The organism is Acidobacteriota bacterium, assembly GCA_029861955.1.
Lineage (GTDB): Bacteria > Acidobacteriota > Polarisedimenticolia > Polarisedimenticolales > Polarisedimenticolaceae > JAOTYK01.
In genome coordinates, this window is sequence record JAOTYK010000001.1 from 65,981 (window position 1) to 86,516 (window position 20,536).

At 61.7% G+C, this 20,536-nt stretch carries 14 protein-coding genes; 8 read left to right on the forward strand and 6 right to left on the reverse strand.

What is annotated here, in order from left to right; translation table 11 throughout:
- Window positions 1–25: 25 nt before the first annotated feature.
- On the reverse strand, window positions 26–1,117 hold the full coding sequence (locus OES25_00310) for a RuBisCO large subunit C-terminal-like domain-containing protein (GenBank protein ID MDH3626080.1): 1,092 nt from the start codon (window positions 1,115–1,117) through the stop codon (window positions 26–28).
- Window positions 1,118–1,162: 45 nt separating this feature from the next.
- On the opposite strand from OES25_00310, the gene OES25_00315 reads away from it, so the two are divergent.
- Both OES25_00315 and speE read left to right on the forward strand, forming a co-directional pair.
- Window positions 1,163–2,176 (forward strand): S-adenosylmethionine decarboxylase proenzyme, encoded by a 1,014-nt coding sequence (locus tag OES25_00315; protein MDH3626081.1) that lies wholly within the window; start codon window positions 1,163–1,165, stop codon window positions 2,174–2,176.
- Window positions 2,173–3,054, forward strand: a complete 882-nt coding sequence (gene speE, locus OES25_00320; GenBank protein MDH3626082.1) for a polyamine aminopropyltransferase — start codon at window positions 2,173–2,175, stop codon at window positions 3,052–3,054. The genes OES25_00315 and speE overlap by 4 nt, the downstream gene beginning before the upstream one ends.
- A gap of 7 nt (window positions 3,055–3,061) precedes the next feature.
- On the opposite strand, the gene OES25_00325 is transcribed toward speE, so the two are convergent.
- Window positions 3,062–3,976, reverse strand: coding sequence for a tetratricopeptide repeat protein (locus tag OES25_00325; protein ID MDH3626083.1), 915 nt, complete (start codon window positions 3,974–3,976; stop codon window positions 3,062–3,064).
- 61 nt (window positions 3,977–4,037) lie between these two features.
- On the opposite strand from OES25_00325, the gene OES25_00330 reads away from it, so the two are divergent.
- A complete protein-coding gene (locus tag OES25_00330; protein MDH3626084.1) occupies window positions 4,038–5,201 on the forward strand; it encodes a glycosyltransferase in 1,164 nt (387 codons plus the stop codon).
- Here the strand turns inward: OES25_00330 and OES25_00335 are convergent.
- Together OES25_00335 and OES25_00340 are read right to left on the reverse strand one after the other, a co-directional pair.
- Complete coding sequence (locus OES25_00335) at window positions 5,159–6,472, reverse strand: MATE family efflux transporter (GenBank protein ID MDH3626085.1); 1,314 nt, start codon at window positions 6,470–6,472, stop codon at window positions 5,159–5,161. The genes OES25_00330 and OES25_00335 overlap by 43 nt on opposite strands.
- Window positions 6,465–7,475, reverse strand: a complete 1,011-nt coding sequence (locus OES25_00340) for an isocitrate/isopropylmalate family dehydrogenase (protein ID MDH3626086.1) — start codon at window positions 7,473–7,475, stop codon at window positions 6,465–6,467. The genes OES25_00335 and OES25_00340 overlap by 8 nt, the downstream gene beginning before the upstream one ends.
- A 166-nt stretch (window positions 7,476–7,641) precedes the next feature.
- Here OES25_00340 and OES25_00345 point away from each other — a divergent pair, with 166 nt between their 5' ends.
- From OES25_00345 to OES25_00365, 5 genes are all read left to right on the forward strand, one after another.
- Window positions 7,642–9,351, forward strand: coding sequence for an alanine:cation symporter family protein (locus tag OES25_00345; protein MDH3626087.1), 1,710 nt, complete (start codon window positions 7,642–7,644; stop codon window positions 9,349–9,351).
- Between the two features lie 33 nt (window positions 9,352–9,384).
- Entirely contained in the window at window positions 9,385–11,457 is a 2,073-nt protein-coding gene (locus OES25_00350) for a S9 family peptidase (protein MDH3626088.1), read from the forward strand.
- Window positions 11,454–11,690 carry a hypothetical protein gene (locus tag OES25_00355; protein ID MDH3626089.1) on the forward strand — a complete coding sequence of 79 codons (237 nt, stop codon included), beginning with the start codon at window positions 11,454–11,456 and terminating at the stop codon, window positions 11,688–11,690. The genes OES25_00350 and OES25_00355 overlap by 4 nt, the downstream gene beginning before the upstream one ends.
- A complete protein-coding gene (locus OES25_00360; protein ID MDH3626090.1) occupies window positions 11,691–13,184 on the forward strand; it encodes a sodium:solute symporter family protein in 1,494 nt (497 codons plus the stop codon).
- A 237-nt stretch (window positions 13,185–13,421) separates the two neighbouring features.
- Window positions 13,422–14,594 carry an MFS transporter gene (locus OES25_00365; protein MDH3626091.1) on the forward strand — a complete coding sequence of 391 codons (1,173 nt, stop codon included), beginning with the start codon at window positions 13,422–13,424 and terminating at the stop codon, window positions 14,592–14,594.
- Window position 14,595: 1 nt separating this feature from the next.
- Here the strand turns inward: OES25_00365 and OES25_00370 are convergent, their stop codons facing one another.
- Both OES25_00370 and OES25_00375 read right to left on the reverse strand, forming a co-directional pair.
- On the reverse strand, window positions 14,596–17,217 hold the full coding sequence (locus OES25_00370; GenBank protein ID MDH3626092.1) for a M14 family metallopeptidase: 2,622 nt from the start codon (window positions 17,215–17,217) through the stop codon (window positions 14,596–14,598).
- Complete coding sequence (locus tag OES25_00375; GenBank protein ID MDH3626093.1) at window positions 17,196–20,498, reverse strand: amidohydrolase family protein; 3,303 nt, start codon at window positions 20,496–20,498, stop codon at window positions 17,196–17,198. The genes OES25_00370 and OES25_00375 overlap by 22 nt, the downstream gene beginning before the upstream one ends.
- Window positions 20,499–20,536: the final 38 nt, after the last annotated feature.

Sequence of the window (20,536 nt, forward strand, 5' to 3'; positions counted from 1 at the left end):
GTCGAGCCGGACTGTCAAGAGACGGTTACGCCGATGCGCGAAGCGCCTCCATGACGCCTCGCGTGCTCCGGGCCACGTCGTTGTCGTCGTGTAGGCTTCCGCCGACCAGATAGATCGTGTCGGGGCCGTTTGCGTCTATCCGATCCTGAACGCCATTGATTCGTAGACCTCCCCCCGGCACGGGCATGCTGGGCTTCACATCTTGCTTCTCCTCGCGAAGAGAATCTCGGAGGCGTGAGCAGTCCTCTTCGGTGAGGGGGAAGCGCCCTCCGGCTTCGGGATAGATGACGCCGTCCGCGCCACAGCGGCGCACGATGTCTCCGAGCAACACTTCCGGCGCGATTCCGTGATCCGCAGAGAAGTACGCACCCGACAAAGCAGGGTGCGCGAGAATCGCGACGCGACCCGTGCGGGCGACATCGATGAGTGTGTCGATCCCGCAGAGAAGTGGGGAGACCATCACCGCTCGGCATCCATGGTCCACCGCGAATTCAAGTCGACGAAGCGTCTCGGCGGGGGATGCCGTGATATTCGGTACGTAGCGGGTCCGAAATCCGGAAACGGCATTTTGGCAGCGGCGAACCCGCTCTCGAAACGGAGCGCTAGACTGGTCGGTCAGGCCATGGTCATCCTTGACCAAATCCGCATCTCCCTCCGCCATCTTGCGGCAGAGGTCGGCCAACTCCTGAGCCTTGAGGCCAACGGGCTTCAGTGCCGTGCAGAGGAGCGGACGTCGTCGTCGAACCTGACAGAGATCACGCCAACCTGAAACGCCGTAGGCCGGTCCCGGGAACATCTTCGCGAAGATAGAACTGGGCTCAACACGCTGGATACGAATGCCTCGTTTCAACGAGATATTCCCGAACAACAGATTGAGCAGCTGCGTGGGCTCGCCGGCGATGAGTGCCTCGTCGAACGCCAGGTCCAGTTCGAATCCGTCACCGACAGGCTCGAGTCGTCGACGACAGGGAACGACGTTGGCCTCGATCGCCGCCGAAAACGCGCCTTCGGGCAGTTCCACGGTCTGCTCTAGGGCGATCTCGCGAGAGACCCGCGCCGCATCGTCGGCCGATGCGGCGATCAGGCGATAGGTGACGATGAATTCTCTCTCGGCCATTGCGTGCTCCGGCGGTACGGACCCGGCTTGCGGTCCAACGATGTTATGGCACAATTCCGGTCGTTCGAGGGGCCACGATCGATCCGAAAAGAGGATACGTTGCAGTTCGAGGGGACCGAGAAGAAATTCGAGCTCACCATCGGTGAGGGAGGTCCCGGACTGCGTTCACTTGGCCGGCCGTTCTGGGGTCGCCTCGTAGAGCTTGCGGACGCGACGATTCTGTCCAGTATCTCCTCCGGCTCCTGTGACGCCTATCTCCTCTCCGAGTCGAGCCTGTTCGTCTGGGACCGAAAGATCCTCATGATCACGTGCGGAACCACACGACTTCCACGTGCGGCGGTAGCCCTTCTGGAAGAACTGGATCTGGCGGCCGTCACAGGGTTCTTCTACGAACGCAAGAACGAGATGTTCCCGCACATGCAACCCACGAGTTTTCTCGATGATGCCGAGACCTTTGCCCGCAAGCTTCCGGGTCGGGCCTACCAATTCGGCCACAAGGACCTGCACCATCTGAACCTGTTCTCTCTTGAGCGAGATGGGGGAGCGGCCGCGGACGACGGAACGATCGAGATGCTGATGTATGGCCTGGACGAAGAAGTACGAGAGCGCTTCTCCCGGGGTCGTCAGGGCGCGGAGTGGTTGCACGCGGATAGTTCACTTGCGGGCCACGTCACCGACGCGATCGTCGACGAGCATCAGTTCGAGCCCAGCGGTTATTCGTTGAATGCGCTGGCAGGTGACCGCTATTCGACGCTCCACGTCTCTCCAAATACCGTCGGCTCGTACGCGAGTTTTGAGACCAATCTCGTCCATCCGAAGGAAATGGGGCCGCTCGTCGAAGACGTCGCGAAGCTATTTCGACCGCGGGCGTTCGATCTTGTGGTGTTCGATGTGGAGTCAACGGGCGTTCCGATCATGCCGGGCTATCAGATCCTGGCGCATCAAGCCTGTCGACTGAGGTCGGGGTACGAAGTCCACTTCATGAGCTTTCATCGTCCGGCGCCGGGAATTCACCCGCCCGACGAACTGCCCTTGGTGCAGGGGGAGAAGGTCCGATGACCGATACCGCGAAGAACCAACTGGAACTGTGGGCCGAGGAACATCACCAGGACATCCTGCAGCTGAGGTATCGGATCCGTCGGACGCTCTTTTCGGAGGAGAGCGAGTTCCAGAGGATCGATATCGTCGAGACGGCGGGATACGGTCGCATGCTCTTCAACGACAGCATCGCGATGATCAGCGAACGAGACGAATTCATCTATCACGAGATGATCGCCCATCCGGCGATGTTCGTGCATCCGGGTGTGCGGCGGGCATTGGTGATCGGTGGGGGAGACGGTGGAACGGTCCGCGAGCTACTTCGCCATCCCACCGTCGAGCATGTCCGTCTTGTCGAGATCGACCCGATGGTACTCCGCGGCTGTCGGGAGCACATTCCTCAGACTGCGGCGGCGCTCGACGACCCCAGAGTCGAGGTGACGGTCGGTGATGGGGTGGCGTTCGTTGCGGAAACGGAAGAGCGGTACGACCTGGTGATTGTCGATTCGACGGATCCTATCGGGCCGGCGACACCCCTGTTCGGCAAGACGTTCTATGCGAACGTCGCGAATGTCCTGAATGACGACGGCATCGTCGTGTCTCAGGCGGAGTCGTGTTTCTACGAACTGGATCGTCAGCGATCAATGATGGAGATACTGTCGACGACGTTCGGCCGGGCCAGGATCTACAATTACGTGAACCTGACCTACCCGGGAGGGCTGTGGTCGTTCACGTTTGCGTCTCGTGCCGCGCTCTGCCCACTGGGCGATCTGAGTCCATCTCGGATCGCCGACTCGGGGCTCGAGTTCCGCTACTACTCACCCGAGATCCACCGGGCCGCATTCGTGTTGCCTCAGTTCCAGAACGACGCACTGCAACGGTGGATCGGGCCCGACTGAGTTCCGGTTACTCTTCTGCAGTCTTGTTGTAGAAGCCCTCGAACCAGACGTACCAAGTCTTCCCGACGTCCTTCGATTGCTCAAAGAACTGTCGCACGCGTCCATCGCTTAGCTCTCGCCAACTTCCACGGATGAGTTCGGACTTCCCGTCCGGCGTAACGTGGGCTCCCTGAAGCGCCATCGTCCCTTCATGGTACGAGCCCACCAGACGGATATTTCCGCCTCGGCTATCGACCCAGATCTGATTCCATTTCGAGGTCTTGGGGTCGAAGTAGTTAACGCTGGTCCCCGAACCTCCGGAAGCGCTGGTCCAGGTCTCGATCAGGGCGCAGCCGTTCTCGGTCAGCTGAATCGTGTTGCGGCCCTGGGGGGAGCCATCGACCCCAAGGACGTTCCAGTTCCCAAGCCAGAAGTCCCATTGCCGATAGCGATCGTCATAGAGACACGGCATCGCCTGGGCCTTCTGTCGCTCCGCGATATCGAGAAACTGCCGCGAGGTTCTGAACCCGTCGAACGCAGGATCTTCCAGACCCTCGACCTGCAAGAAGCCGGCCTTCACCGCAGCGTCGAGTGCCTCCAGCGCCTCGGCGGTCCGCTTTCGATGTGCGGCGGCAACCGCAAGATGGAACCGCGAGTACGCCGGTCGAAACGACTGCTCGACTGCGTGGGCCAGGGCCTCCTGGGCTTTCTTGTACTTGCCGGTCTGAAGCAACGCGCGTCCGAGGAAGAACCAGGCCTCCCCATCGCCGCCATCCTGCCCCGTTGCGATCTGCCCCCGTTCGATCACCTCGTCAAAACGCTCGGCCTGAAATAGATCCTGGAGGGATTCGCCGGCGGCCAACGCTGCCGACGAAGCCAGCAGCAAGCCCGCCAGGATAAGAGGTCCGAGGAAACGGAAGGGTTGGGCACGTACGGAATGCATGACGTCTTCTCCTGGCCGCGATCCACGATGGGTGATCGGCACGATGCTAGAATCGTACACGATGCGCGTTCTTCACGTCGTCCCATACTATATTCCGGCCTGGCGATACGGAGGGCCCATTCGCTCGGTCCACGGACTGAGCCGCGAACTGGTCCGTGGGGGCGCGCAGGTCGACGTGGTCACGACCAGCGTCGATGGAGCCGCAGATTCGGACGTCCCCCATGACCGGCCGGTCGATATCGACGGCGTCCGGGTCTTCTATTTCCGCAGTCGTAACCTACGCCGGCTGTACTACTCGAGAGAGCTGTCACGTCATCTCGACGAGACGATGGCGGGCTACGACATCGTTCATCTCCACGGTGTCTTTCTCTGGCCGGGATGGCGAGCGGCTCGAATTGCCCGAAGAAATCGCGTGCCGTTCGTCACGTCACCACGTGGCATGCTGGTGCGAGACTTGATCCGGATGCGTAGTCGGTGGGTCAAGACGGCATGGATTCACGGTATCGAACGCAAGACGCTTGCCGACGCCGGGGCGGTGATCGCCTCGACGCGGCACGAGCGCGACGAGATCCAGAAACTGGGGCTTCGGATGCGTCAAATCCTGATCCACCCCAACGGCATCGAAGTCGGGGCCGATCCGGGCCCGCGGGCCATCGACCCCGCCGAGCGTCGGGTCCTTTATCTGGGTCGGCTCAGTCGCGAGAAGGGTCTGGACCGGCTCCTGCCCGCTCTGGCGTTGCTTCCCGATGTGACTCTCGATCTCGCCGGTAACGACGAGACCGGATACCGCGACGAGCTGGAATCGCAGATCGCCCGTCTGGGTCTTGGCGGCCGCGTCCGCTTTCTGGGTCACCTCAACGAAGAGCAAAAATGGAAAGCGCTGAGGGCGGCACCGCTGCTGGTGCTGCCGTCCTATTCTGAAAACTTCGGCGTCGTCGTTCTCGAGGCCATGTCGATGCGGACACCCGTTGTCCTGACCTCGGGGGTTGGCGTCGCGGATGCCGTTGCCCGATATGGCGGTGGCGTCGTGGTGTCCGGTGAGGCGGAAGCGCTTGCAGCCGGTATTCGTGAGCTACTGGAGGATCCCGTCAAACGCGAAGCGATGGAAGTTCGCGCGCGCCAGGTTATCGAGGAGCACTTTACGTGGGACGGTATCGCGAAGGCGATGCGTGAAACCTATGATCAGGTTATCCGATCTAATGACGCGAGTACTCGCCTGAGCTGATACCAGAGCGCGATCGGTCGGACAAGATGAAATGCCGCCAGCGACATCCATAGAAGGTGGATGCTGCGCAGGCTCCACGCCGAATAGGCCAACGGCACGAATAGCGCCGCGCTGCCGAGCATGGCATTCCGGAGGCGTCGAACCTCCGTCATGCCGAGGAAGATCCCGTCGTACATATAGGCCAGGGAACCTGCCAGGAGCGTCGGCACCAGCCAGGGTAGAAACCGCATGGACTGGTCGATGACATCCCGATGCGAGGTCAGCAACCCGAGGAGGGCGTTGGGAGCAATCGCCACTAGCAAGAGCAACAGCATCGAGAAACCGAGGCCGACACGCAGAGACATCCGCACGACATGCCGCAGCCCTGCCATGTCGCGTTTTCCGAGCGTGTAACCCGCGAGACTCTCCGACGCGAACGCCGCACCGTCCACCGCGTAGGCCGACAGTGTGAGGATTCGCAGGATCAACGTGTTGGCGGCCAGGGCCACGGTTCCGAGGATCGACGAGAGGTTTGTAAATGCCGCGAAAACCGAGACCAGGCACAGCGTTCGTACGACAATATCGAAATTGATGCGCAGTAGCTCGACCCAGCGCCCCCACCGAAACGCATCGGTCTCGGGTTGTCCAGGCCTTCCCGATCGCAAGATCAAGACGATCGCGACCGCCAACATCGCGTATTGACTGACCATCGTCGCCAGCCCGGCGCCGCGTGCCGCAAGCCCCAGTCGGACAATGAACAGCCAGTTGAATCCGATGTTCGTGACGTTGGCGACGACCGTCATCAACAGGACGCTTCGGGCGCGCTCCCGACCCAGAAGCCAGCCGATACAGGCAAAGTTGAGAAGCGCTGCGGGTGCGGCCCAGATCCGGGCCGAAAAGTAATCGCGAGCGGCGTTCATGACGTCCGGCGTGCCATGCAGGAGGCCGAGACCCGCGTCTCGAATGGGAATCTGGAAAATGAGGAGTAGGAGGCCGATCCCCAGTGCCGTCAGCGCCGCGCGATAGAGAGTGCCGTAGACCTCGCTCTCGGCACCGCGTCCGACGGCCTGCGCGGTGAGACCCGTGGTTCCCATCCGGAGGAACCCGAATGTCCAGTAGACGTAATCGAACAGAATCGAGGCCAGGGCGACACCGGCCAGATAGCGAATGCTCGGCAGATGTCCGAGCATCGCGGTGTCCACCAGCCCCGCCAGCGGAACAGTGATATTGGCCAGGATATTCGTCCAGGTCAGTCGGACGAATCGGCGGCGAAGATCCGCGGGACTAGCCAAGTAACTCGCAGACGGCATCGGCGAACTGTCGTGTGCCGCCGCGGCCACCGATATCCGGTGTCAGGACGGAGGGATCGCCCTTGGTCAGCACCTGGTTGTACGCGTCTTTGATTCGCGTCGCCTTATCTCGTTGGCCTATGTGGTTCAGCATCATCACACCACTCATCACGAGTGCCAGCGGGTTCGCCAAGTTCTGCCCCGCGATGTCGGGCGCGCTGCCGTGGACCGCCTCGAAGATGGCACAGTCATCGCCGATGTTGGCGCCTGGAACCACGCCGAGCCCACCGACGAGACCCGCGCAGAGATCGCTGACCACATCGCCGTTGTAGTTCTCGAGCAGCAAGACATCAAAGCGTGACGGGTCCCGGACAATCTGCATGCAGCCGTTATCGATGATCAATTCTTCATACTCGATCTCGGGGGCGACCGCCTCGTGGACCTCATTTGCAACCTGCATGAACAGTCCATCGGACAGTTTCATGATGTTGGCCTTGTGGAACAGGGTCACCTTCTTGCGAGAGCGTTCCTTCGCGTAGTTGAACGCGAATCGCGCGATCCGCTCACAACCCTTTCGGGTTGTTATCTTGAGGCTCTCGACAACGCCCTCGATGACCTGATGCTCGAGTCCGGAGTACAGACCCTCGGTATTCTCACGAACCACGACGATCTCCACGTCATCGAATCGGGTCTTCACTCCCGGCATCGATCGGACCGGCCGGAGGGCGGCGTAGAGATCGAACGTCTTGCGGAGCGTGACGTTCAGGCTCGAGAAGCCCTTGCCGATCGGCGTGGTCAGGGGTCCCTTCAGGGCGAGCCGATGCTCTCCGATGGCATCCAGTGTCTCCCGCGGAAGAACCTCGCCATACGTCTCGAAAGCTGCGGATCCCGCCGGCAGTTCCAACCAGTTGAGGTCCGCACCGGCCCGTTCCAGGATGCGCTTGGTCGCATCCATCACCTCGGGGCCGATTCCGTCGCCGGGAATCAAACATGCGGTCCTTGCCATCTTCGCCCTCGTGAGGTTTTGTCGTGGAACCGACTTACCTTAGCGAACCACCCATCGAACCGCCAACCAGTGGTAGGATTCCGACGCCGTGCCGGGCGACATGCGCCCCGGCTTCGATCTGACGGGGCGTCGCGACGGTTCGCATCGCTCCGGGGGGTGACTGCAGATGACTTGGCTCGAACGAGTATCCGGGACGATCTCCGGGATGGTAAACGGTGTCCTGGGACCGATCGCGGAGTTCCTCGAGGAGTACGTCTGGGAGTGGCCGTCGTTGTTTCCGCTGCTCATCGCTCTGCTGCTGGGGGCGGGTCTCTACGTCACGCTTCGGCTCGCCTTCATCCAGGTTCGCGGGTTCCGGCATGCGCTCGATATCACTCGTGGCGCCTACGACAACCCCGATGACACCGGCGACCTCAACCACTTCCGGGCCCTGACGACCGCGTTGTCGGCGACGGTCGGCATCGGGAACATCGCCGGAGTGGCAATCGCCATTCGGCTGGGAGGTCCCGGCGCGCTGCTTTGGATGTGGGTCACCGCGTTCTTCGGAATGGCCCTCAAGTATGCCGAGTGCACGCTGGCGCTCAAGCATCGAAAGGTTCATGCGGATGGTTCGATCTCCGGCGGACCGATGTATTACATCGAAAAGGGGATGGGAAAGAACTGGAAGTGGATGGCCATGTTCTTCGCAGCCTGCGCGGCAATCAGTTCGTTCGGCGGCGGCTGCATGAATCAGTCCAACACCCTCGCGACTCAGATCGAGTCCGATTTTGGGCTTCCTACCATCTGGTCCGCGATCATCTTCTCGGCACTGTTGGGTGCGGTCATTATCGGTGGAATCAAGAGGATTGGCCGAGTTACGGCGATTCTGGCGCCTGGGATGGCAAGTCTCTACGTTGCCGGCGCGCTGGTGATTCTGGCGATGAACGCCGCTGCGATTCCGGACGGTCTGACCCGAATCGTCCGCGAGGCGTTCGCTCCCGAGCCTCTGGCCGGTGGAGCGGTTGGTTCCTTCATGTTGACGTTGATGTGGGGCATTCGTCGCGGGCTGTTTAGCAATGAGGCCGGGCAGGGAAGCGCGCCGATCGCCCACGCGACCGCAAAAACCGATGAACCGGTCCGGGAGGGGCTGGTGGCATCCCTCGGACCATTCATCGACACGTTGGTCATCTGTACGATGACCGGTCTCGTCATCGTGATGACCGGCGTCTACAAGGATCGGGTCGAACAGACGCTGCCGCTCTCGTCGGTCGAGGCGATACTCATCGAGGATGCCGGCGACAACCGAATCCTGAACCTGCGCGAGGAGCGTGAGACGGCTGGTGGAGGCACGTTACGAGTGGTCGACGGGGAGCTCGGTGACGGCTCGCTGGTCGTGCTGGACTCGATCGTAGAGGTGCCACGCTTCACGGCAGCTTCAAACCAACCATGGAGCGGAACCCTGCTTGTCGCGGCGGACGGGTCGGTCAGTGTCGCGGGCGCAGACGCAGAGCCGACTCTGGTCGGCGAGGCGCTCCTGACCGGTGCCGCGTTAACGGCGCACGGGTTCAAGACGGGGCTGCCCGGGGGCTGGGGTAACTACCTTGTCACCATCGCGGTGATCCTGTTCGCCGTGTCCACCGGGATCAGTTGGTCTTACTACGGCGACCGAGCCGTCGAGTACCTCTTCGGCAGCGGGGCGATACGTATCTATCGTTGGATTTTCATATTCATGTTTTTCCTCGGCTCGATCCTGCCACTCAAGGCCGTCTGGACGTTCGGCGACGTGGCGCTGGGGTTGATGTCGTTCCCCAACCTGATCGCGCTGATCTTCCTCTCCGGGAGCGTTGTCACCATGACACGCGTCTACTTCAGTAAAGAGCAAAAGCGATACAAGTAGGCTCGTTGGCGGGTCAACAATCGGGAGGCGTCGATGCAAGGTTGCAATCGGGGATCTGTGTTTCTGGTGGTTGTTCTGGTCTCCGTGCTGGGCGGCATGGCGATGGCTTCAGAGGATCACCCGTTCGGCATAAGCGACATGCTTGCGATGGACCGCCTGGGTGGCCCTCAGGTATCCCCCGACGGATCGACGGTCGTGTTCACTCGACGCACGACGGACCTCGAGGCGGACCGCGGTCGGACCGATCTGTGGCGGGTTGGTACGGATGGTAGCGGTCTGGCGCGCTGGACCGCCGACCCGGCCAGCGACTACCAGGCCCGCTGGTCTGCCGGTGGAGACCTCTATTTCCTGTCGTCCCGTGGTGGTTCGTCACAGGTGTGGAAGATGCCAGCTGTGGGCGGTGAAGCGCAGGCGGTTACGGACCTGCCGCTCGATGTCGGCAGTTTTGCGATCGTTCCGGGTGCAACCCGGCTCATCGTCTCCATGGATGTTTTCGTCGATTGCGACACGCTGGCCTGCACGGTCAACCGTCTCGCCGCTCGCGAATCGAATCCTGCCAGCGGGCAATCCTATGACCAGCTGTTTGTACGGCACTGGGACGGGTGGAAGGACGGGCGCCGGTCGCACTTGTTCTCCGTTCGACTGGACGATGACGGGGCATCGGTGCCGGCGGATCTCATGCGTGGCATGGACGCGGACACCCCGACCCGTCCCTTCGGGGGGCCGGAGGATTACACGGTCTCACCCGACGGCAAGGCGGTGGTCTTCTCGGCGCGGGACGTCGGCGTGGAAGAATCCTGGTCCACCGATTTCGATCTTTACCAGGTGGCCATCGACGGCTCACATGAGCCGACAAACCTCACGGAGAGTAATCCCGCCTGGGATGCGGCTCCGGTATTCTCGCCCGATGGCAGTTCGTTGGCCTATCTCGCCATGGCGCGGCCCGGATTCGAAGCGGACCGTTTCCGTGTGATCCTGAGGGATTCGAAGACCGGAAACACTCGGGTCCTCGCCGAGGACTGGGATCGTTCCCCGGGGTCGATGGCGTGGAGTCGCGACGGTAAACGACTGCTGATCTCCGCGGCGAACGTCGGGCAGCGTTCGCTGTTTGCGCTGAACCCCGCGGGGGGAGACCCCGTCATCCTCATCGAACAGGGCTCCGTACACGGGTTCGGGGATGCGGGAGACAGCGGTATCGTCTATTCGATGAGCCATCTGAGCGGCCCCGCCGAGATCTACCGGCGGGACAGCGAAGGTAAGTCCAGTCGCCTGACAACGATCAACGATGCCCGTCTCGCGCTCGCCCGCATGGGTTCGGCCGAGCAGTTCGCGTTCCGTGGCTGGAACGACGAGAAGGTCTACGCCTATGCGTTGACTCCCGCAGACTTCGATCCCGCCAAGAAGTATCCCATCGCGTTCCTGGTTCACGGCGGCCCACAGGGATCCTTCGGTAACTCCTTCCACTACCGCTGGAATCCGCAGGCGTACGCGGGCGCCGGATACGCGGTGGTCATGGTCGATTTCCACGGATCCACTGGGTATGGGCAGGCGTTCACCGATTCGATCACGGGTGATTGGGGCGGCAAGCCGCTCGTAGATCTTCAAAAGGGTCTGGCGGCGGCGCTGACCCGCTTCCCCTGGATGGACGGCGATAATGTCTGCGCGTTGGGAGCCTCCTACGGCGGATACATGATGAACTGGATCGCCGGGAAGTGGTCCGATCGGTTCAAATGCCTCGTCAATCATGACGGCGTCTTCGACACGCGAGCGATGTACTACGAGACGGAAGAGTTGTGGTTCCCGGAGTGGGAGAACGGTGGAACCCCGTGGGAAGTGCCGCAGAACTTCGAGGAGTTCAACCCGGCCAGGTTCGTCGATAACTGGCGAACACCGATGCTGGTCATTCACGGCGCGCTTGATTATCGCGTGCCGGAGTCGCAGGGGTTGGGGGCGTTCACGGCACTCCAGCGCCGAGGCGTACCCAGCAAGTTGTTGTTCTATCCTGACGAGAATCACTGGGTCCTCCGACCGAGCAATTCCGAGCAATGGCACGAGACCGTTCTTGATTGGTTGCAGCGATGGACACGAAACGCCGAGACGCCATGAGACCCGTCGATCGTGGCCGCTGGCGCCACGGTCTGTTCGCGGTCTATCTGATCGTCTGTCTCGGTGCCGTCACGTGGCCGGGCTACCCGTGGTATGGCGCTCGCATCCGGCCGCTGGTCCTCGGTCTCCCGTGGTCGTTGGCGTGGCTGGTCGGCTGGATCGTCCTCACATTCTTCGTCGTCGCGACCTACGAGTGGACACGTCCGCGCCTCGACGGCGACGGGGATCGATAGATGAGCGATACATGGGGTGTCGCGACGGTGTGCGTGGTCTACCTGGCGTTGTCACTCGGAGTCGGCCTCTGGCCTGCCCGTCGCTCCAGTCCGACCGCCGCGGGTTTCGTCGCGGGGGACCGAACCCTCGGCCTCGTCTTGCTGTACTTCATCACCGGAGCCACGATCTTCAGCTCGTTCGCGTTCCTCGGTGCGCCGGGCTGGGCCTACTCCAGGGGGGCCGCCGCGTTCTACATCCTTGCCTATGGCGCCCTGGGGATGATTCCTTTCTATTTCTGCGGCCCCGGTGCGGCACGCGTCGGTCGAGCTTTCGGTTACGTGACCCAGGCGGAGATGGTTGCCGATCGGTTCAAGAAGCCATCCATCGCGTTTGTGATGGCGGTGGTCAGTGTCGTCGCATTCGTCCCCTATCTGGCGCTGCAGATCCAGGGCGCCGGCAAGGTGCTCGAGGTTGTCACCGACGGCTTTCTTCCACAGCGAGTCGGAGGCGCGCTGGTCTACTCAGTTGTTCTGATCTACGTGCTGCGAAGTGGGGTTCTTGGCGTCGGTTGGACCAACACGTTTCAGGGGATCCTGATGATCGGTCTGGCGTGGGGCCTCGGTCTCTATCTGCCCTATAAGCTGTACGGTGGCGTCGGCCCGATGTTCGAGCAGATCGCGGCTCAGCGCCCCGAGCTGCTCGTGCCACCGGGACTGACCTCAAGCGGGGAACCATGGAACTGGGGCGGGTTTACCACGGCCGTTCTTGTTTCGATTCTTGGATTCTCGTTCTGGCCCCATGCGTTCATGAAGGCGTTCACTGCACGTGACGAGAAGACCATTCGACGAACGGTTGTTCTTTATCCGACGTTTCAGATCTTTCTCGTGCCGGTCTTCCTGATGGGATTCTGTGGAGTCCTCTTCGCAACGGCTCCCGCAGAGCCGGACCAGATACTGCCCCATCTGTTGACCAACCTCGACCTCCCGGCCATCGTCGTTGGGTTGTTCTGTGCAGGAGCCCTGGCAGCCTCGATGTCGTCAGGCGATGCGATGGCACACGCCGCCGGCTCGATCGCGGTCCGCGACGGACTGGTGACCGGGCTCGGTGTTCGGTTGGACGAGGAACAACAGAGAAGTTGGATACGAGTCGCGATCGTTCTGACGTTGGTCGCGGCGTATGTTCTGGCGTTTCTCTATCGCGGAAGTCTCGTGGCCCTGCTGCTGTTCGCCTACGGTCCGATCGTCCAGTTCGCACCGATCGTTCTTGCGACACTGTTCTGGCGCAAAGCGTCGGCGAACGGTGTTCTGTGGGGCTTGATCGCAGGAACCGTGACGACCACGTTTTTTGCGATCTACGGTGACCTCCGACCGTTCAACCTGCACGCCGGAATCCTGGGCTTGGGTCCCAATATCTTGCTGCTCATCGGGCTCTCCCTCGTCTCCGGTCGAGCCCCCGATCCTCACGAAGCGCGGTTTGTCGCCCATGCCCGCGGCGGATGGCGACCCAATTCCTAGCGCATCGCAGCAACATTTCTGTGTCCGTTGAAATTGCCGCGTGTCGGGCTACGATGCTCCCGACCGGGAAACCGGTTGTGTCGGGACCTCCGCCAAGGATGGCGATCACGCGTCGAACGCCAGACATGTCCTGGAGGTTTCGCTCCTCCCCACTGAACGCCCGGTGGTTGAAGCCGCCGGGCCTTTTTTTTGACGTGTCACGTTCATGACCATCCGGGCACGATAGAATTCCGCCGAATGGGAGACTCACGATCCACGGTGCTTGCGGCGACATCAACCTGTCACGGTTGGATCCACGTCTGCGAGTTGAGCGTTCCGGCCGTGCTTCTGGCGATCCAGGCCGACTTCGGTGTCGGGGACCTGGAGATGGGTCGCGTCGTTGCGCTGTACACGATGCTGTTTGGGGTCGGTTCGTTGCCGGCGGGACTTCTGGTCGATCGCTTCGGCTCGCGGTTCATGCTTCTGGCCTGCATGTTCGGCGCGGGTCTCTCGCTGGCAGCGATGGCACTCAGTCACGACCTGATAACGTTCACCGCATCTGCGGCGGTCATGGGTGCCGCCCTCAGTATTTACCATCCGGCGGGGACCACCTGGATCTCTCACGCACTCCCTCAGAGCGGACGCATCTTCGCCTGGCATGGCATGGCCGGCAATACGGGGGTCGCACTGGCATCTTTGATCGTCGGTGGGCTGGGTTGGAAGTTCGGCTGGAGAACGGCCTTCGGTGTGCTCGCCATCGTCTCCATCCTGATCGGTTTCTGGCTGACGACTATCGGAACGACCGGCCGGACGCACTCGCGAATCGGCTCTCTCCGCGCGCCACGCTATGCCGCGATCATCGCGTTGCTGGTCGGAATCGGTTTTACCGGCATGGTCTATCGCGGAATGACGACGTTTCTGCCGAAGCTGTTCGCGCAGCGGATGACCGACGTGGCAGATCGCGGCGTTCTCGTTGGCGGAATCTGGACAACCGTGGCTCTGTGCGTGGGTCTTCTGGGGATGTACGTCGCAGGTCGACTCTCGGATCACGGTATCCACCCGGCGATGGTGTTCCTCATCGGGGCGCTGATGCAGATACCGTTCTTGATCATGATTCCTCATGTGCACGGCATGACGACAGTCCCGCTCGTGATGGCAGTCTCTTTCTTTCACTTCTTTACCCAGCCCGTGGGAAATCAGCTCGTGGCACGATTGACACCCCCCGAGTTACGCGGAGTAGGCTTCGGCCTCTATTTCATGTTGAGCTTCGGGCTCGGCGCCAGTGGCGCGTACGTGGGGGGCTGGGTCAGCGATCGCTACGGACTCGCCGCGACGTTTACGGCGCTGGCGATTCTGGCGGTCCCCGCAGTCCTGTCGATGTTGTTGATCCGACGTTGGGCACCCGGTAGCAAAGTGTCCGCTTCCGTGTAGGTTAGCGCTCGGCTTCGTTCCACCGCGTCTTGCGTATCGACTCTCCGAAGAACAGCGCGTTCAGAAACAACCGGTTGGCGCCGAACCAATAGCCCCGGAAAGTTACGTTGTCCGCAAACAGGATCGTACGGCCGCGTCCACGATGTTCGACGCGGATTGCGATGGACTCGGCAAACCGTTCCTGATTCTTCTCGGACGCATAGCCGCTGAGTAGGGGATTAGCCGAGTAGAACGCCACGTTCTCGTATGGGTTGTCGCTGGCCGCAAAGGGTTGACGGGCACCGGATTTGAAAACGGCGACCCGTGAGTCGTCGTAACCGAAGCCCAGCGGGTGGGTCGTGTCGACATCGATCTCGAAGATCGAGCCGCCAATCTGTTCGATCGCCCGTCGTCGATCGTAATCGGAGTACGACACCCGAGCGGGTCTGGGTACGTCGGACGTCTTGTCTTCGGCTTCTTCCGTTTCAATCGCTTCGTCGGCCTTGAAGAGTTGCTTCGAGATCCAGCCTGCGGCGTTGTTTCCGGCGATCACCGTCCCGCCATCGGAGACAAACCGTCGCAACGCCGCGTGAGGCTCGTCCCCCCAACCTTCAGGCGAGCCGTCCGCGATGATCACGTGGCTGTACTCCCGCAAGCCTGCGTCGCTAAGGTCGCGACCGTCGATCATCGGCAGTTCGATCCCGAATCGAAAGTCCAGAAGGTGCCAGATCTCTCCGGCGTCGTTGGCGGAGACTCCACGCCCGGTGACCAGGAGGGGTCTTGGCAGTCGCACCGGGAAGAGTGTCGGGCTGCCGAGATCGACACCGGCCGGCGTGAGACCGCTGCGTACGCCGAAAACATCCAGCCCGTCCTCCGTGGCGATGGTTGACAGCAATTCCTGGAGGTCGTCGGTCGAGATGCTCTGTTCCCCCCGACGCACGAGCAGACTTCCGCGATCGAAAGCTCGGACCCCATCGGGCGTATCGACCGTCATCGTTCGGCTGGCGACGACGACGGCTACGTCGGCTTCCAGAAGGCGCACGAGCGCACGGGGCGCGTAGTAGCCGTTCCAGGGGACCACCCAGGCGACGTCGTCCGAACCGGTGTGGAGGGTCCCGTTTGGAAGGGTGCTTCTCTCGATGACATCACCCAGGAGTGTCTCGGGGCGCGACTTTCGGTCGAGCTCGACGAACTGGGCACCCATCGCCATCTGTAGAGTCCATGCAGATACGTCGTAAAACGTAGAGTCTGCGAAGTCCTTGCGGACCTCGAACAGGGCCCGCGCCAGCAGATACTGAGGTTGATCGACGGGGACGACCCAGGCCTCGCCGACGCGAAAACGAACACCATCGATGGTCGTCTCACGGGCGAGTTCATGAGAGCGAATGTCGTGAGTCTGCAGGAGTTCCAGCATGTGGTGTCGGCGGGCAGGGTCGCCGGGAAAAGCCAGCAGCCAACCACGTACGTTGTCGGCCTTAGCCAGCGACGCCACATCGCGGTGGAACTTGTAGCGGTAGTCGATGAGCTCCTTACGCAGTTCGAGGCCGGCATCCAGCATCGAGAGAGACGTACGGAACTGATTGCGGATCGCGTCTGCGAAGTGGACGACTCCGCTAGCCTTGCGCATTGCGTGGCCGCGGACACTCGATTGCTCGAACAGGACACCGACGCTGCCGTTGATATCCGGATACGTCGAGCCCTTCCCGTAGTAGAAGTCGTCGAACGTCTCCTCGGTGTAGTAGGGAGTCCCATCGGCATCCAGCGTCGCCGCATGAAACTCGGCGATGGACCGTGTCAGCTCCTGGTTTCGTTCAGGGGTCAACGGATGGGTGCGAGTCGGAACTCCAGGCTGGAAGAAGTAGGTCGAGCCGGAACCCATCTCGTGGTAATCGCCCGAAAGATGGGGTTGCCATCGGCGATAGGTGGCCACCCGCGCACGGGACTCGGGGTGTTGCACCAGCAACCAGTCGCGATTCAGGTCAAACCAGTAGTGGTTGGTTCGACCGCCGGGCCACGCTTGACGATGCTCCCGAGTGTTGGGGTCCGTCACGGGACGTGTCCCACGATGGCTGTTGGCCCAGCTCGCGAATCGCCCCATTCCGTCTGGGTTCAGACTTGGATCGATCAGAATGATCGCGTTCTCGAGTAGCCGGTCGATGGCCTCTCCACGGGCGGCAGCCAGGTGGTACGCCGTAAGCGGTGCGGCGTTGGATCCACTGGCTTCGTCCCCGTGGATGCTGTATCCGAGCCAGATCACGACCGGTAGAGAATCCTCGGCGGGAAGCTCGCCACGAGAGACCGCCAGATGCGCCTCCCGGATCTGCTCCAGGCGCGCATGGTTCCGGGGTGACGTGATGGTCAGGAGAGCCAGCGGGCGGCCTTCGTGGGTCTTGCCTTGAACCTCCATAGAGATTCGATCGGAGTGAGCCGCCAGCGTCCTCAGATAGGCCAGCAGCGCGTCGTGACGCACATGCCAGTCGCCCACCTCGTGGCCGAGGGTTGCCGCCGGTTGTGGAACGTCTTCGGCGTAACGAACTTCCTCAGGCAGGTAATGGGTCAGCGGCGCGGCCGTCACCGAAAGTGGCAGCAGCAGACAGGCCCACGCCAGAAACCCGGCCCGGCTCACGGATGAGACCGAACGCAACTACAGCCGATGCTCTCCGCGTGGACGTCCTCGCCGTGGACCTTGAAGAACAGGGGAGGGCGAGAATCCGGGTGATTCCCGATCTGGTTCATCGTGGCGGCGTCGAAGAGTCGGCCATTGATCATCGTGAAGACCACGGAGTCGGTATGACGGATCTCCTCGAGTGGATTCTTTGCCAGGATTGCCAGGTCCGCCAGCTTGCCTACCTCGATGGAGCCGATGTCCTTATCGAGGCCGACGTATGCGGCACCGTTCAATGTGCCGGCGCGCAACGTCTCGAGAGGCGTCATCCCACCCTGGGCGAACATCCAGAGTTCCCAGTGGGCGGCGAGTCCTTCCCGTTGCCCATGAGCACCGAGTTGGACCGACACACCCACGTCGGTCAACGCCTTGCAGCCCTTGGCGATCGAGATGTGGTTGTACTCCTCTTCGGGTGCGATGAAGGGTCTCCGCGCGACGGAGTCGACGAAGGGGCGCGGGACGAACTCCATGAGACGCTCGTTGGCGTAGACGTCCGTATGGGCATACCAGTAGTTCTCGCCCCAGATGCCGCCATACCCCACCCCGAGCGTCGGGGTGTAGCCCGTTCGACTCTGAGACCAGAGCTGAAGGACATCGTCGTAGATGTTGGCCACGGGCAGGGCATGCTCGACCCCGGTGTGACCGTCGACCACCATCGTCATGTTGTGCTGGAATAGCGACCCGCCCTCCGGTACGACCATCATTTCAAGGTCTCGCGCGGCGGAAATAACCTGCTGACGCTGTTCGCGGCGTGGCTGGTTGTAACTTTTGACGCTGAACGCACCGGCGGCCTTCATGCGTCGAAGATGCCCGGCGGCGTCCTCTTCGCTGTCGACGATCGCCTTGAACGAGCCGCTCGCACCATAGAGGATCATGCCCGTGGAGTAGAGCCGCGGACCGACGATCGAACCCGCCTTAGCCAACTCGCTGGCAGCGAAGAACGTGCTGGTGTCGTTGGAGGGATCGTGGGCGGTGGTGACGCCGAAGGCCAGCGCCGCATCGTTGAACCAGTTTCGTTGGGGTGTGATCTCCGAGGTTCCCTGACTTCCGTGCCAGTGAACATCGACCAGTCCGGGGATGATCGTGTGGCCGCCGACATCGATCACTTTCGCGCCCGACGGTACGTCGATTTCGTCTGTGGGGCCGACCGTCTGAATGCGATTACCTTCGACCACGATCGTTCCGCGCTCGAGAACCTCGTCGCCGCGCATCGTAATGATGCGGGCGCCGACGAGTGCGACTACCCCTGTCGGTACGTCCGTCTCGAATCTGAATCCGATGGCGACGCCCTCGGCCTGCGGTTCGGGGAGTTCTTCGGGGGCCCCGTCGTAAAAGGCGAAGGCGTCCTTCAGATCTCTCGAGAACAGCTCAGGACCCATGGACCAGTGGAGCGTCTTCGAGTCCCCGGACCAGTGAAGGTAATCGCCGGAATCTCGGCTGACCTGCCGAACGGGGATGGACGTGCTACCGGGACCGAGACTCATCGGTTTTCCGGTCGCGACGAACGGTGCGATGTAGGTCTTGAATCGTTCGCTGAATGCCAGCCACTGCCCGTCAGGCGAAAGCGAGAACTCCACCGCGGCCTCACTGTTGACGTGCTCGTGTTCGTCCGTCCCGTCGAGGTCGATGCTGCGGAGAGCTCGACGATCTTCCGCCTCGGAGGTCGTGAAAAACAATCGGCTGCCGTCGGCCGCGAACTGTGGGGATCGGCCGTTGCGGGTTACGCGAACCGGTTTACCCCCGTTCAGTCCGATGCTGTAGATCCCGGTCTCCTGGCTGTAGAGACCGCTCCGAATGAACCCTCCACCGATCTTCCGATAGACCACCGTCTTACCGTCCGGCGAAAAGACCGGCTCGATGTAGTGTCCAGGGCCGACGTCGAGCGTCTTGACGGACGTGCCATCCGACGCGGCAATCTGAATCGTGCTGAGCTCTTCGTCATGCCACGTCGTGTAGACAACCCAGCGACCGTCGCGACTGAAGGACGGATAGAACTCGAAGTGGTCGTCCTGGAGTGTCAGCCGAGTCGGTTCTCCGTCGGGAAGGTCGCGAACCCATAATTTGCCGAGGGCCTGAAAGAGGACGCGATCCCCAGCGGGGGAGACCTGAACCCAACGCAACATCTTGACATCGAATTGATCCGGCGCGACCGCGACGGGGAAACGAAGAGCCTCCACCATCTCCCGCTTGTCTTTCACTCGGAACGGGATCGGTGTGATTTCACGGGAATCGATCTCGATCCGGTGGAGTGTTCCTGTCGCCCAGTAGACCAGCGAGTCGCTGTCCGGCGTCCAGGCCATATTGGGGTAGACGCCGTGGACGGCCCAGGTCTCTTGCATGTCCCGTTCCAGGTCGCACGTCAGCTTGGTGTTGCGACCGCTGTCGGTGTCGTGAAGAAAGAGACAGGTGTCGAAGCGCACCCGACGGACAAACGCCACCCACTTGCCGTCGGGCGAGGGAGTCGGACGGGCGGCGCCACCGGCACCGCTGATGACGGTCTCGATACGGCCCTCTTCTCGATCGATCCGTTGGATCGTATAGATCTGTGTGTTGGAGTCCTTGTTGTACTGAAACACGCTGCCACTGGTCGTGTCCTGACTGAAGTAGATGTAGCGACCATCCGGCGAGAACGCGGGCTCGCCCAGGTCCTTCTGCTCGTTCGGTTTCTCGTTGAGCTGGATCCCCGCCCCACCACTACGGTGGAAGAGCCAGATCTCTCCCGAACCGAGGGAGCGCCGAGACGTGAAGTGCTTGCGTGCGGCAAGGAACTCTCCGTCAGGGCTCCAGACCGGGTTATTCAACAGTCGGTAGGACTCCTCCGAGACGGCCTGTGGATCCGATCCGTCCCGATCCATGATCCAGATGTTATCGCCACCACCGCGATCCGACGTGAACGCAATCGAACTCCCGTCGGGGCTGTAACGTGGATGCATATCCCAGGCGAACCCGTCGGTCAGCGAAACCGCGTCGCCGCCGGCAATCGGTATCTCGTAGAGATCGCCGAGTAGATCGAACATGACGTGTTCGCCGTCGGGGCTGACATCGAGGTTCATCCAGGTTCCGGTGTCGGTATCCAGCTTGGCCTCGTAGACCGGCCCACCGGGCGCCTGAACGTCCCAGGGTTCCTCGGCCTCGGTGGTCTCTTCGGGCTTGTCCTTCTTCTTCTTGGCCAACACCGATCCTGGAGCCAGCACGGCCCACAGCAGGATCGTCGTCAGCCCAAGAACCGACCACCGAGTCAGACGTATCGAATCACGCATCACGAAACTCTCCAGATCATTTCAGTCTTACGAGACCG